The organism is Pontibacter vulgaris (assembly GCF_022758145.1).
Taxonomy (GTDB): Bacteria; Bacteroidota; Bacteroidia; order Cytophagales; family Hymenobacteraceae; genus Pontibacter; species Pontibacter vulgaris.
Genome location: NZ_JAJVDH010000002.1, coordinates 274,550 through 288,533, shown reverse-complemented (window position 1 = coordinate 288,533; position 13,984 = coordinate 274,550). Strand labels below are relative to the sequence as shown.

At 46.4% G+C, this 13,984-nt stretch carries 15 protein-coding genes and 1 tRNA gene; 5 read left to right on the top strand and 11 right to left on the bottom strand.

From position 1 onward, the window contains the following. The 6 genes from LWP20_RS02250 to LWP20_RS02225 all read right to left on the bottom strand — a co-directional run bounded on the left by LWP20_RS02250 (position 1) and on the right by LWP20_RS02225 (position 6,081). Positions 1-1,170, bottom strand: coding sequence for an efflux RND transporter periplasmic adaptor subunit (locus LWP20_RS02250; RefSeq protein WP_242926483.1), 1,170 nt, complete (start codon positions 1,168-1,170; stop codon positions 1-3). Between the two features lie 25 nt (positions 1,171-1,195). Further along, positions 1,196-2,563: a TolC family protein gene (locus tag LWP20_RS02245; RefSeq protein WP_242926482.1), complete on the bottom strand. Its 1,368-nt coding sequence runs from the start codon at positions 2,561-2,563 to the stop codon at positions 1,196-1,198. A 29-nt stretch (positions 2,564-2,592) separates the two neighbouring features. After that, complete coding sequence (locus LWP20_RS02240) at positions 2,593-3,234, bottom strand: TetR/AcrR family transcriptional regulator (RefSeq protein ID WP_242926481.1); 642 nt, start codon at positions 3,232-3,234, stop codon at positions 2,593-2,595. Between the two features lie 244 nt (positions 3,235-3,478). Then, positions 3,479-4,222 carry a LytR/AlgR family response regulator transcription factor gene (locus tag LWP20_RS02235; protein ID WP_242926480.1) on the bottom strand — a complete coding sequence of 248 codons (744 nt, stop codon included), beginning with the start codon at positions 4,220-4,222 and terminating at the stop codon, positions 3,479-3,481. Beyond that, positions 4,219-5,244: a sensor histidine kinase gene (locus LWP20_RS02230; protein ID WP_242926479.1), complete on the bottom strand. Its 1,026-nt coding sequence runs from the start codon at positions 5,242-5,244 to the stop codon at positions 4,219-4,221. The genes LWP20_RS02235 and LWP20_RS02230 overlap by 4 nt, the downstream gene beginning before the upstream one ends. Positions 5,245-5,268: 24 nt before the next feature. Next, positions 5,269-6,081 (bottom strand): LiaF transmembrane domain-containing protein, encoded by an 813-nt coding sequence (locus LWP20_RS02225; RefSeq protein WP_242926478.1) that lies wholly within the window; start codon positions 6,079-6,081, stop codon positions 5,269-5,271. Between the two features lie 303 nt (positions 6,082-6,384). Here LWP20_RS02225 and pheS point away from each other — a divergent pair, with 303 nt between their 5' ends. The 4 genes from pheS to LWP20_RS02205 all read left to right on the top strand — a co-directional run bounded on the left by pheS (position 6,385) and on the right by LWP20_RS02205 (position 8,980). Further along, positions 6,385-7,413 carry a phenylalanine--tRNA ligase subunit alpha gene (gene pheS / locus LWP20_RS02220; protein WP_242926477.1) on the top strand — a complete coding sequence of 343 codons (1,029 nt, stop codon included), beginning with the start codon at positions 6,385-6,387 and terminating at the stop codon, positions 7,411-7,413. A gap of 96 nt (positions 7,414-7,509) precedes the next feature. After that, a complete protein-coding gene (locus LWP20_RS02215) occupies positions 7,510-8,367 on the top strand; it encodes a 3-hydroxyacyl-CoA dehydrogenase NAD-binding domain-containing protein (RefSeq protein WP_242926476.1) in 858 nt (285 codons plus the stop codon). Further along, on the top strand, positions 8,327-8,773 hold the full coding sequence (locus tag LWP20_RS02210) for a hypothetical protein (RefSeq protein ID WP_242926475.1): 447 nt from the start codon (positions 8,327-8,329) through the stop codon (positions 8,771-8,773). Before LWP20_RS02215 ends, LWP20_RS02210 begins: the two co-directional genes overlap by 41 nt. Before the next feature lie 133 nt (positions 8,774-8,906). Then, positions 8,907-8,980, top strand: a tRNA-Asn gene (locus LWP20_RS02205). A gap of 115 nt (positions 8,981-9,095) precedes the next feature. Here the strand turns inward: LWP20_RS02205 and LWP20_RS02200 are convergent. Then, positions 9,096-9,746 (bottom strand): DUF2238 domain-containing protein, encoded by a 651-nt coding sequence (locus LWP20_RS02200; protein ID WP_242926474.1) that lies wholly within the window; start codon positions 9,744-9,746, stop codon positions 9,096-9,098. Between the two features lie 301 nt (positions 9,747-10,047). On the opposite strand from LWP20_RS02200, the gene LWP20_RS02195 reads away from it, so the two are divergent. Next, the gene (locus tag LWP20_RS02195) at positions 10,048-10,218 is read left to right on the top strand and encodes a hypothetical protein (protein WP_242926473.1); all 171 of its coding nucleotides are present in this window, start codon (positions 10,048-10,050) and stop codon (positions 10,216-10,218) included. Positions 10,219-10,262: 44 nt separating this feature from the next. On the opposite strand, the gene LWP20_RS02190 is transcribed toward LWP20_RS02195, so the two are convergent. The 4 genes from LWP20_RS02190 to LWP20_RS02175 all read right to left on the bottom strand — a co-directional run bounded on the left by LWP20_RS02190 (position 10,263) and on the right by LWP20_RS02175 (position 13,894). Continuing rightward, positions 10,263-10,871, bottom strand: a complete 609-nt coding sequence (locus tag LWP20_RS02190) for a sterol desaturase family protein (protein WP_242926472.1) — start codon at positions 10,869-10,871, stop codon at positions 10,263-10,265. A 94-nt stretch (positions 10,872-10,965) separates the two neighbouring features. Next, a complete protein-coding gene (locus LWP20_RS02185) occupies positions 10,966-11,475 on the bottom strand; it encodes a shikimate kinase (RefSeq protein WP_242926471.1) in 510 nt (169 codons plus the stop codon). 65 nt (positions 11,476-11,540) lie between these two features. After that, on the bottom strand, positions 11,541-12,602 hold the full coding sequence (locus tag LWP20_RS02180) for an ABC transporter permease (protein WP_242926470.1): 1,062 nt from the start codon (positions 12,600-12,602) through the stop codon (positions 11,541-11,543). A gap of 194 nt (positions 12,603-12,796) precedes the next feature. After that, positions 12,797-13,894, bottom strand: a complete 1,098-nt coding sequence (locus LWP20_RS02175) for a BT_3928 family protein (RefSeq protein WP_242926469.1) — start codon at positions 13,892-13,894, stop codon at positions 12,797-12,799. Positions 13,895-13,984: the final 90 nt, after the last annotated feature.

Here is a 13,984-nt window from a genome sequence, read left to right as displayed (position 1 = left end):
TTATTTCTGCGCGCTACCTACCTGGTCGAAAACCACTGGCTGCCCTTCATTTATATTCTGGTATCCGGCAGTGATCACCTGATCGTTTGCAGCAAGGCCATTAAGCACCTCCACATTTCCTTTGTAAGACATGCCGGTTTTCACTTCTTTCCTGGTTGCTACATAGCTATCGCCTTTTTTCTGGGCCACGTACACATACTGCGATTTTTCGTCTTTCTGCACCAGGTTTACAGGCACCACCACGATGTTCTCGTTCTTATAATCCTGGATGCGAACCACGGCAACCAGGTTAGGGCGAAGTGGCACATTGGCAGCGTTTTTCAGCTTAAGCTCTACTGTAAAGGTGCGGCTTGTAGGGTTGATAAACTGGCTTACCACATTCACTGTAGTTTCTACTTCGCGGTTCAGGTCGGGGAAGTATACTACTGCCTGGTCGCCTTTATTTATTTTAGATAGGTATGCTTCGGATACTTCGGCCACAACCTTACTGCCTTCGGTATTTACCACCCTGATAATGCCTACACCCGGTGCTACCGCCTCGCCTGAATTCGGAATAACCTCATCTACCACACCACTGATTGGCGCTTTAATGTTGTATTGGTCGCGCTGCTGCTGCAATGCCGCCAGGCTACGCTCCAGGGCTTCCTTGTTATTTTTGGTCGTCAGGTATTGCATCTCGGTACCAATTTTCTGGTTCCAGAGGTTTTGCTGCTTCTGGTAAGCTATGCGAGCCAGGTCCAGGCGGGTGCGTAATTCCTGCAGGTTCTGCTCCAGCACCTGTGCATCTATAGTTGCCATTATCTGGCCTTTAGCAACATGGTCGCCGCGGTTAACACGCACGCTTGTAAGCACGCCCGGCACACGGGCACTCACTAACACGTTCTGGTCAAAATCTACCTTGCCCTGTACTTCCAGGTAGTGGCGGAAAGTGTCTTGTTGCACAGCTGTTACAGTTACCGGTACTGTTTTCTTTTCTGCTACTCCCCCTTTGCCTTCGGCTTTCAGGTCTGCCTCCAGTTGGGCAATTTTATTTTGTATTTCGGTCTGCTGCTTTTTCAACTCGGCCAGTTGTGCGGCTTTATCGTTGCTTTCGCCACCACAAGCTGTAAATGCAAGTATGGCCGTTACAGATGCTATACCTGCTAATCGTTTCATGTTAGGTCTGATCATGGTAATACTGTCTTCTTCTATAGTTTTATTTAGTTAGTAAAGTACCGGTAGCTTTGCCGAGATTTACTTTGGAGATCAGGGCTTCGTAAATAGCGGCGTAGTAGTTAGTTTGCGCCTGCCTCAGGTCGGTTTCGGCGGTAATCACTTCCAGGTTAGAGCCCACGCCTTCCTGGTACTTGATCCTGGCCACGCGGGCAATGTCCTGTGCCAGGGCCAGGTTCTCCTGCTGCGATTTCAGGACATCCAAAGAGTTGGTCAGCTCTGTAGAGGCTTGTTCCAGTTCCAGGTCTATACTTTGGCGAAGTGTTTCGAAACCGTATTTGGTGTTTTCGACTGCTACTTTGCTTTGCTGTATCTGGTAATGCTTGCGCAGGCCATCAAAAATTGGAATGCGGAGTTGGGCACCCACATAACCATATTCAAAGTAGCTGCTTGTGGTAGCTATATCGCTGAAACTGTTGCTGGCTGCATTGTAACCATAGCGGGCGTTCAGGTATAGTTTAGGCAGGTAACCTGATCTAATGTTGCGCAGATCGAGTTGTGCCAGGCTCTGCTGTGTTTCCAGTAAAGAGTATTCGATGCGGTTGCTATAGTTGAAGTTTGTAGTGATTATTGCCGAAGCATCTACTTCTACTTCGCTCAACTTATCTGTCAGAATTATAGGCTGGCTCTGCGGCAGGCCCATCTGGAACTTCAGCAGGTTTTCGCTCAGCTGCATCAGGCGCTCTGCCCTCTGATGATCTACTTTCAGGTTGTTGTACGATACACGCAGGCGGTCTACATCCAGCTGTTCGGCCACACCATTCTGAAACATAATGCGGGTTTGCTTCAGCAGGGTATCCAGGCGTACCAAGTTCTGGTTAAGCAATTCTATACGCTCACGGCTTACCAGCACGCCGTAGTAAGCTTTACTTACCTGCTCGGCCACTTCAATCTCGCTTTGTGTGGTTGTTTTGCGCGATAACTCGGTATAAGTTTTAGCGGCCTTTAAACCTATCAGGTAAGAGCCATCGAAAAGCAGCTGGCTGGCCATAACCGTAGCATTACTGGTATAAGCCGGCGTAAAGGTTACAGGCACAAAAGTACCCGGCTGCGGAGAGTTCGGGTCGTCCGGATCATTTAAAAACTCGCCTGGCAGGAAGCTCTGCTGCTGCACAAAGTTATCCCCAACATCCAGGGCAGCATCTATCTGCGGCAGCCCCATAGCACGTATCTCACCTACTCTGGCTTTGGCGCTTTTCTCGTTGTTGCGGTTGGCTTGCAGGCTTGCCCTGTTCTGCAAAGCATATTCTATACTTTGCTGCAGGCTAAACTGCTGCACTTCCTGGGCTTGCACCACTTTAAATGACATCAGGGCCAAAATCAAAGCTATCAGTTTTACTCTTTTTTCCATGTTTTATTCTGGTAGATAATAGGTGTAGGTTATTCTTCTTCTTTGATATGCTTGAGCTCGTTTATCAGTTTGTGACCTTTAAGGGTAGCTAAGCCCAGCATGTAGTGTTCCAGGGTTGCCATCTGTACGCGCTTCAGGTCATATTTGTGGGGCGGAAACAGCACAGGGTTAAAAGGTAGTTCTACCTGCACCAGGCGTACTTTAGCCATCACTTCTACATCCAGGTCTTTCCGGTAAAGGCCTTCCTTTATGCCGCGCTCCAGGTTCTCCTTTATCTTCACAAACATGTACTCATCGCGGTGCTGCATCCATAGTTTGAATGCCTCAGGGTGGTATTTCTGCAGATCGTGGAAGATAGAAGGGTGAAACTGGTTGAACAGCTCGCGGGTCATATCCATCATGTTAAATATTTCCTCAATGGCATTACCGGAATTCTGGAAATATACTTCGCAGCGCTGCTGCATATCATCCAGGTATGCCCCCGTAGAGGCTACCACGATCTCGTTCTTGTTCTCGAACCACTTGTAGATCGTTTTCTTCGACATGCTCAGAAACTGGGCAATATCATCCATCGACACGCTTTTAATGCCCCGCTGGCAAAACAACTGGAAAGCGGTGCAGGAAATCTTTGTCTTGGCGTTTGTTCTTTCTTCTAATTCGGTGGTGCTCATAACGGCGCAAAACTATGGAAACGATTTTTATATCCAAAGTTTCCTGAAGGGTATTTTGTTTAGAAAAACGAGCATAAAAATCTCATTTCCAGCTAAATTGCAAAAAGCTATACTTATCTATTTTTAGCCTTGAACCTGACAAACTACTGTGTTACATAGACTAACACCTGCACAAACTATAGTAATGGCAAAACCACTGTCACACCAGGTCGGTATTACAACACAAAAGATTACTACAAAAAAATTACAGACCAAGTACAGTTCTGAGTCGGGTATAGCCGCTCTTGCTTAGCGGAACGCGCACGCCATTGCGGAGCAGTGCCAGGTGGCTGTCTTTTTCAAAAGGCTCTATGCGGGTTAGCTGGGTTAGAGGTATGATGTAAGATCGGTGCACACGTACAAACTGCGCAGGATCCAGCGTCTGTTCGTAATAGCCCATCGTTTTCTTTTTCAGGAACAGGCCATCTTTCGTGTGGATCTTTACATAGTCGTCGTAAGCTTCAAGGTATAGTACATCCTGCACAGGTATAATCCGGATATCGTTGCCGGCCTTAACTACAATGCGCTGTTGCTCTTCGGGCTGCTTAGCCGGCAGGTCATTAAGTATACTTGCTTTCGCCTCTGCAACACCAGCTTTCTGTTTTTCCAGCCATTTATTAACAGCAGTATCAAAACGCTCGCGGCTAAAGGGTTTTAGCAGATAATCTACCGCATTTGCTTCAAAGGCCTTTAGTGCATACTCATCAAATGCCGTTGTAAAAATTACGCCGGGGACATGCTCCACCAGCTCCAGCATTTCAAAACCGTTGATCTTAGGCATCTGTATATCCAGAAAAATAAGATCAGGCTGGTGCTGCATAATAGCTTTTACACCTTCGTAACCGTTGCTGCACTCCTGCACCACTTCTATGGTTGGGTAATGCTGCAGATATTCCAATACTATACTTCTGGCCAGGGGCTCATCATCTATAATCAGGCACTTGATCATGCGGTCTGGGGGATTTTTATAGTTGTTTCGAAAACGCTATTATTCTGTCGGGTCAGGAGGAGGTCCTGGCGGGCATAAAGCAAGTATAACCTGCGCCTGACAGAGTTAAGGCCGAAGCCAGTGCCCTGCCGGGGCTGCTGTGTGATAGGGTCGAAAGGATTTAAAGTTGTAATTACAAGTATGCCATTCTCAGCCGTTGCTTTTACCTTAATACAGGTTTCGCCAATGGTATCATAAAGGCCGAACTTTATGGCGTTTTCAACTACAGGTTGCAGCAGCAGCGCCGGCAATTGCATAGCTGAAGTAGCCTTATCAACTTCTATAGTAGTCTGCAGGCGATGGCCGAAACGTACTTTTTCTATTTCCAGGTATAATTGCAGTTGTTGCAGCTCATCGGCCAGCGTTACCAGTTGTTGCTCATCTTTGCGAAGCGTACCCCGCAGAAAATCAGATAACTGCTGAATCATGGTGCGGGCCTGCTCGGGCCTTGCAACTACCAGTGCGCTAATAGAGTTGAGGCTGTTGAACAGAAAATGAGGCTGCAATTGTTGTCGCAAAGTATGAAGTTCTGCTTCGCGGGCCATTTTTTCTGCGGCAGTTTTGCGGTCTTCGGCGTGCTGCTGGGCACGGGTATAAAACCAGAGCCAGCTTAGCAAAAGCATCAGCAGCACCATAAGCCAAGCAAAAGCCATACGAACAGGCAAGGTAGTATTTACAAAAGTCAGGTAAGCCGGGTTTGCTTCGGCTACTTTAGCCATGAGCAAAGTATAAACCAGGGTACAAACACCTGCCAGCGCTATACTCCAGCCCATAAAAAAAGCCCCTTGCCGTATACCTGGCTGGTAATAACGCAAGCCTGTACCTACCGCGTAGCCGCCTGCTGCCAGCAACAGGTTATTTAGCAAGGCATCTTTTATAAGTAAGCTTAACTCAAAATTTGTAGGTAGCATTACCAATGTTTGCACCACTGCCCACAACAGCGCCCAACTTAAGTATAGCAATATAATGCGGAGTGGATACATAGTTGCCCTGCTTATACCTGCTGGTTAGTAGCTTTTAATATTGAGGCCGCCAAACAGGGCTGTTCCTTTAATTACGAGCACTTTGTTCGGGTCGTAGTTGGTACCTGGCACCACAATGCGTTTATCATCAACGCCCCCCATAATGGCAACCACTTCTGATTTTACGCTCCAGTTAGACGGCACAATCAGCGTAGTACCACCAAAAATCTGGGTAGTTTCCAGCACAGCCGGGAACTGCATATCGGCTTGCGTTAAATTCAATTCTGTGCCACCAAACACACTTACTATATCGCCACCTTTAAAATTTTTAGAGATAATGCTTTTCTTGATACCCCCAAATATGGCTGTTGCGTTCACATAATCCTCCTCCGACGAAGTATAGTTTTCAGAAGTATAATCATCCGGAGCTGTTGCAGTTATAGCATCGTATGGCGGCTGCGCTCCTACCCCCGACCGGAATTGCCTGGGATAGCGGTGACGTGGCTTCAGGATCACCCATAAACCGATCCCGATTATCAGAATTGGCCAGAAGTAGTTCCGAAACGAGATTTCAGGTATAAAATCATCGATCAGGAAAACTGAGCCGATCAGCACCAAAATGATCCAGCTGGGTTTGCGGAACGAATGCCTGAACCCGATAAATAAGCCGAGCACGATCAGGAGCATTTGCCAAGAGAATACCCAGTGCGGTAAAAATAGAGCATTCATTTTGTAGGCCAGCAGCGCTACACCAATAAGTACCAGCACCAGGCCACCCATAACTCTGCCACTTCGGTTGTCCTGTGGGTTCTCCCAGCCTCTGTAATCTTGCTTTGTGTTTAGATCTCGATTTTCCATAGTTGTTCGTTTTTTTATCAAATATACCTGCGCTGGCTCCTGGTGGCTATACCATATAGGCCGGCCCGGGTAAGAAATCGGTAAAGCCCGGGATTTCGTCGGTAAACATACAAAGTATAAAATCTATATAGTTAGTTTTCTATACCTGTCTTACTCTTGCTGCCATCTGTAACTCACAAGTATAGCTTCCAAAATCATAGTTTATGAATTTAATTAAATCGTTGTGAAAAATATAGTTACAGCACAGCAACTGCATGCGCCATTTATAAGCTGCAAACCTGTAAATTATTATCTTTGCGTATTATGGTTGAGAAAATACAAAGAGTAGCACAAGAGATAGAGGCGGCACAGCTAAGCAATGCTGCTGAACTGGAGCAATTCAGAATAGCCTACATCGGGCGCAAAGGTATAATTTCATCGCTTTTTGATGACCTGAAGCAGGTTGCGCCAGAGCAGCGCCGCCAGGTTGGCCAAGACCTTAATCAGCTTAAAAACCTGGCACAGGCACGTTTCGACCAGGCCCAGGAACAACTGGTTAATGCCGCCGACAGCACTGCTGCCGAATCGGCTTTTGATTTTACGTTGCCAACAGTGCCAAATACCTTAGGCACGCGCCACCCGCTTGCCTTGGTACGCAACGAGATCAACCGTATTTTCTCGCGTATCGGCTTTAACCTGTCGGAGGGCCCGGAGATGGAAGACGACTGGCACAACTTTACAGCCCTGAACTTCCCTGAAAACCATCCGGCTCGCGAAATGCAGGACACGTTCTTCCTCAGCCAGGACCGTGACAAACTGCTGCGCACGCATACATCAACCGTGCAGGTGCGCCTGATGGAAACGCAGAAGCCGCCTTTGCGCAGCATTATGCCAGGCCGCGTTTACCGTAACGAGGCTATCTCGGCACGTGCACATATGATGTTCCACCAGGTTGAAGGCTTGTTTGTGGATAAAGGCGTGAGCTTTGCCGATCTGAAGCAGACGCTATACTTTTTCGCTAAGGAAATGTTCGGGCAGGACACTAAGATCCGTTTCCGCCCGTCATTCTTCCCGTTCACAGAGCCAAGCGCTGAAATCGATATTTCGTGCTTTATCTGCAAAGGCGAAGGCTGCAACATCTGTAAGCAATCCGGTTGGGTAGAGATTGGCGGCTCCGGTATGGTAGACCCGAATGTTTTAGAGAACTGTGGCATCGACCCTCAAGTATACTCCGGCTTTGCGTTTGGTATGGGCATCGAGCGAATTGCCATGTTGAAGTACCAGATAAAAGACCTGCGCCTGTTCACCGAGAACGATGTACGCTTCCTGCGCCAGTTTGAAGGGGTTATCTAGTAATTTTGAATGACTGAATAATTAAATGAGTGAATGTTTTGCCGTACAACTATAGCAGAGCATTCACTTTTCGTTTTATAAGCAATACCAAAAACTATGAAATTTGAAGATATAAAAACGATAGGCGTAGTAGGTGCCGGCACTATGGGGCAAGGTATTACCCAGATTTGTGCGCAGGCTGGCTACAAAACCATACTTTTCGATATCAATGCCCAGGTACTGCAGTCGGCTGAAGCAACTACAACCAAAACCCTTGACAAAGGCATAGAGCGCGGTAAGCTTACCGAAGCCGAAAAGCAGGCTACTCTTGGCAACCTCACCTTCACCGGCGATACACTGCAGCTTATCTGCGATGTGATCATTGAAGCGGTTGTAGAGCGCCTGGAGGTAAAGCAGAGCATCTTTAAAGAGCTTGACAGTATTAACGGCCCCGAAACTATTTTTGCCTCCAATACTTCTTCTATTCCGATAACACGCATTGCTGCCGGCATTCCGCACCCGGAGCGTGTAGTAGGCATGCACTTCTTTAACCCGGCCCATATTATGAAGCTGGTAGAAGTAATATCAGGAGCGGCCACTGCCCCTGATATTGCTGAAACTATAAAACAACTAGCCCTGAAACTGGATAAAGTGCCTGTAATGGCCAAAGACTCTCCCGGCTTTATAGTGAACCGCGTGGCGCGCCACTACTATGTTGAAGGCCTGAAGCTGCTGGAAGAGGGCGTGGCAAGTATAGAAACTATTGACAAACTAATGCAGGCCAGCGGCTTTAAAATGGGACCATTTGAACTAATGGACCTTATCGGCGTTGATACTAATTACTCGGTTACAACATCTATGTTCGAGGCTTTTCACTATGATCCGAAATTCAGACCAAGCCGCATACAACAGCAAAAAGTGGATGCCGGGCACCATGGCCGCAAATCGGGCAAGGGCTTTTACGACTATCAGTAAGCTCCTGCCACTGCTGGTCCTGCTTACCCTTTTCTCCTGCAGCGATAACTCCAACGGCCCCCTTATACCTGATACTCTTGTTAGCGAGCAGATAAATGTGACCAGCCTGCAATACCCCATGCTCCGGCAGGATGGTGGCTACGCTTACCTGCAGGGCGGCTATAAAGGAATTATGGTAGTGCGGCAGAATGCCAATTTATACTTAGCCTTTGAAAGAGCCTGCCCTTACGACCCTACTTCTTCCTGTTCCGGTGTAGAAGCCGACCAGTCTAACCTGTTCATAGTGGATAAATGCTGCAGCTCCCAATTCAATTTTCAGGGAGGCGTTATGTCCGGGCCAACGGTTTATGGATTAAAGCAGTACAAAACAGCGCTCAGTGGCTCTATTCTATACATATCGAATTAATTTTTTCAGATTGATTTACAGAATCTTATACTTTATTTAAAAGTTTTTTTAGCCACAGGCTTGCATAATCTGAAAAACTGCCTTAATATTGCATTGTAATTCAACGGCAGCAACGCCAAGAATAACAAAACACTCTTCCTTAGCTCAGTCGGTTAGAGCATCTGACTGTTAATCAGAGGGTCCCTGGTTCGAGCCCAGGAGGGAGAGCAAAAGCCACTCAATCGAGTGGCTTTTTTGTTTTATAGCCTATCCATACTTCAGAGTGCTAATTATACTTAGCTAAGTAATCGGTTTTTATACATTCATCAATTTTTCCGGCGCCTTACTTATTTTGCCAGCTAAACCAGGCTTTTGGTGTAAAAAGGAGAATGGTAGTAGCTATGGTAGCACCCAAAAAAGCCAGGAATGTATCTTTCTGGGCATCCCAGATATCGCCCTGCGTTCCTAAATAAGCCTGCCCCTGCTCGGTAAAGAAAATATCAGCAACAGCCCATTCTATCAGTTCATAAACAGCGCTAATAGCCAATGTTACTACAATGGGTGCAAACCTGGCAGTTTTTGGCGGATACCCCAGCCAGTTAATGAATATCTCAAGCATTGGATAAGTGAGCAATAAGCCAAATGAGAAATGCACAACACGGTCGTAGTGGTTTCTGGATAAGTCGAATAGATCCTGTAGCCAATACCCCACCGGGTTCTCGGCATACGTATACTTTGAACCGTACACATGCAGGCACAAGTATAAACTGATAAGCACATAGCTTGCATTACTAAACCTGTGCCATTTATAGGTTATAACCAGGAAGAGAAGAGCAGTAAAAGTAAGTGCGTTCTCCAGCAGCCAATTGTTCATGTCAGTAGTGCCTACCAGGGTACTGATCCATACAATAACGAAAACAAGTATAGATGCCAGCAGCCACCCGTTTTTTGTAAGCGGTTTTGTGGTTTTATGTTCTGCAATCATTCTATCCATACTTTCCTGCTTGTGGGTAGCAAAAGCTTGCCAGTTACAAATGCTATATCAGAAGTACGTTTATAGCTTATACTTTGCCGCAAATACTACTTTCTTAATGGGCGCCACATGCCAGGCTACGCCCGAAAAAATTAAGATGCCAGCAGATACTTATGCAATGCTGTTCCATTACACATCTCAACCTTTTAAGCCGCAATACAGTATCTTTTAATACACATGGCAATATTTTCATATAAAACGGCGAATGTGTCTTTATCAGGCAGAAGCCCATGTTGTTAACGCCGGATTTAAACCTCGAATCATGAAAGATATAAGAGCATATTTATCGGTTTTGTTCGTATTGCTGGCTGTAACATTAAGTAGCTGCGAACTTGTAGGAGACATTTTTGAGGCTGGCATGTGGACAGCAGTTATTATTATTGTGCTGATTGTACTGCTTGTAGGCTGGCTTTTCAGAAAACTTAGACGCTAAAAGAAAAGGGAGCCAATTGGCTCCCTTTTTTATACTTGCTATACTTATCGGCTGCGTTTTGGCATGGTGCCCAGCAGGTAATCCCATAGCGGCGACGATACGCCATACGCGGCATTAGGGTCTTTATAATGGTGTATACTATGATGTATCCAGAGCTGCTTTAAAAAGTTTTTAGGCGGCGCATACGCATGCACAGCATAATGCACAAACAAGTACATGGCATATCCAAACAACAAGCCGGCCACTACGCCAAATACAAACTGCCCGAATATCAGCTTAAACACAAAAAACAGGAACGAGGCAATAAGCACACTTACAATGGGCGGCATAGCCAGGCGCTCTTTGTCCTTAGGGAAATCATGGTGGTTGCCATGGAAAGTATATTGTATGCGAGCCTTGGCTGGCGTGTCCGTATCCATATGAAAAACAAACCGGTGCGCCAGGTACTCCAAGAAGGAGAAAATAAACCACCCCAGGAAAAAGAGCCCTACTGCCTCCAGCACATTTATAAAACTATGCGTGATGCCATAGTAGATCAGCCCGATAGAAAAAAGTATGAAAATGGTAATAGGAAGGGCAATATGCGTTCTGGTTAGTCTTTCCAGAACAGGGTTCTGAAAAATCTGCGCGCGGCCTTTATGATTTGGTTTCATCGTTTTATTTATGCTTTGTACCTGGTGCGGAATTACTCAAAATTCAAGGAAGAATATATGCTGTAACTACTATAACTGGCATAAACGAGATAGATTACTTAATGTTTAATAACGTTTCTAATCCATGAATGGTCTGATTTTTTTCGGATAAAGTATAATTTGCCTGCTCATAAAACCGCCTGCGCTCCTTAATTGTTTTAACTAAGTAAGTATAAAGCTCTTCTGATGATTTTCCGGAAAGAAGCGGCCTTACGGATAGGTCTGAATTCTGAAGTCTTTGCAACAATTCACTGGCTGGCAGATCCAGAAAAATACTTTTGCCATACTTGTTGATAAAGGCCATGTTATCGAAGAAACAGGGAGCGCCGCCGCCTGTGGCAATTACAGCCTGCTCATATTCCTGCACCACAGCTTCCAAGGCCTGCCGCTCCAGCTCCCGAAACTTTTGCTGGCCTTCCTGCTCAAATATTTGGGTTATACTTCGCCCCTCGCGCTGTACTATATAATCATCCAGGTCTACAAAAGTATAGCCCAGCTTTTGCGCCAATTGCCGCCCAAGCGTGGTCTTGCCCACTCCCATCATACCTATCAGGAAGATTCGCATTTTCTTTAATTAGAACTTATGAATTGGTGGTGTTTGAGGTAGAAAAGTACTGATTTCTGGTTACTCTAGTCCAGTTTCACTCTTGGGTCCAGGACAGCATACAGCAGGTCTACGAAAATATTGATGAGCACGAACAGAAAAGCTACAAACAACGTGGCCCCCATTACCAGCGGAAAGTCGAGGTTCTGAACAGCCTGAATAGTAACTGCGCCCAGACCTTTCCAGTTAAAGATATACTCGATAAAGAAGGCACCGGCCATAAGCGAAGCCATCCAGCCGGAAGCGGCTGTAACTACCGGGTTGAGTGCATTTTTAAGGGCGTGCCCAACTATAACATGGTAGCGGTCCAGGCCTTTGGCGCGGGCTGTACGAATGTAGTCCTGCGACATTACATCGAGCATAGAGCTGCGCGTAAGCTGCACAATAACCGCCAGAGGACGGATACCCAACGCGATGGCTGGCAACAGCAAGTTTCGCAGCATCAGGTGCTGGCCTTCAAAGGGGTCTATCTCGTAAAGCTGCCCGGTCAGGCTCAGGCCGGTCCAGTTGCTCCAGTAAAAACCAAATGTAATGGCAATAAGTATGGCTGCCACAAACGAAGGCACCGAAATACCCAGCACCGATGAAGTAACCAAAGTATGATCTAAGGTACTGTGCGGGCGCAGCGAGGCCAGTACCCCGAAAAGTATACCAAACACGGTGGCAATAAGCATGGCAGCCAGCGCCAGCCAGAGTGTGCCGGTAAAATGATCAAGCAGGATATCGGTTACGCTTTTGTTTGTCTGGAAAGACCTGCGCAGGTATGGCGTTTTCCACACAATCGCATCTTCGCCTATGTTTGCCAGCTTATTATACTCATACTTCTGCTGGTTTTCCTCCGTATCCTCGTGCACCGACAACGGCGACACATCGTTCATGTAAAACAACAGCTGCGTTGGCAAGGGTTTATCCAGCCCAAGTTCTTTTGTGATGGCTTCGCGTGTGCTTAAATCGGAGCGCTGGCCAGCCAGCAAAGCCACCGGATCGCCGGGCAATACGTTAAAAAGGAAAAACACTGCCACCAGCACCCCCAGCAGAATCAGCAGGCCATGCCCCAGTCGGCTAAGTATAAATCCTATGAATTTCATTTAGTAGTAATTTGTAAGTTATGTTATTCTCTAGAAGCCTTTTCGGTCAACTCTTCTGAACTTCTCAGTCCAGAAACCAACTGCCGAGAATTTCCTAATCCCAATGTTATAATTTATGCGGATTAGAAAACCCGCTTCAGCTTTAGTTTCGGACAAAAATGTCTGAAACAGCAACGCATCAGTTTGGGCAATGCTTAATCAGCAAGCAATGCCTTTACTTCATCTACAGCTGGCGTATCATTATGGTGCCACATGCCTTTTACAGTACCATCCTGCAACAGCATAATGCCCGGGTTAGAGCGCATCATCGTTTTTAAAACAGTGCCATCGCCAAAGTAATAAGGAGCTGCCAGATTTACCTCGTGGCGGAAAGCCTCAAAATCCTGGCTACTGCTGGATGTAACTACAAGCGGTGTTATACCCTGTTTTTCTGCCCCGGCCACCAGTTGGTTAATTTTATCAAAGTCAGAACGATCGGCTTTTGCTACGTTGTGCACAATGATCAGCAACTTTTTACCTGTCAGTACTTCCTGTGTAAAATCGCCCTGGTCGTTCCATACATTAAAATCTGTTATCTTAGGTCCGGCTTCAGGATTTACCGGCACCATTTCTTTAAACTTGTAGCTCTGATCGGTTGGGTATTCTTCAAACTCCTGCTCCTCGCCATTCTTCACCATAATGTACTTATACTTTAGCGGCGCCGATGGCTTCATGAGTGTAGGTATGTTGTTACCGATCTTATAAGCACGGAAGTCGATGTAAGGCAGGTGCTCGTAAGCATACCAGCCAATACCTACCGAAAGTATAGCCGTAAGTGCGGTTATTGTTGCTCCCATAGTTGGCTTCATAATCGGTTGCAGGTACCGGCGCGTCACCAGCAATACCACAATCATTACCAGCAGCACAATATCTTTTGTAAACGACTCCCAAGGCGTTAGTTTAATGGCATCGCCGAAGCAGCCGCAGTCGGTTACTTTGTTAAAGTATGCTGAATAGAATGTCAGGAAGGTGAAGAACACGATCATGGCCAACAGCAGCCATAGCACTTCTTTCAGTTTCCATCGCACAAGCAAAGCCACGCCCAGCACAATCTCCAGCGCACTCAGGAAAATAGACAGGAACAACGCCGCCGGCTCCAGCGATTTAAAGAACGGCGCAATGTCTGCCGAGAAAACTTCGAAATACTCTTCCAGTTTAATAGCGGTGCCTACCGGGTCGTTAATTTTGATCAGTCCGGAAAAGATGAATAGCACGCCCACAAAGAGCCAGAAGAATTTGGTGATGTATTTCATGGTTGACCTCCCCCTGCCCCTCCTAAAAACAGGAGGAGGTTAGGATTATGTTTTTGTTTAGTAAAGAATAAAAATCCACTCCTAAATAAG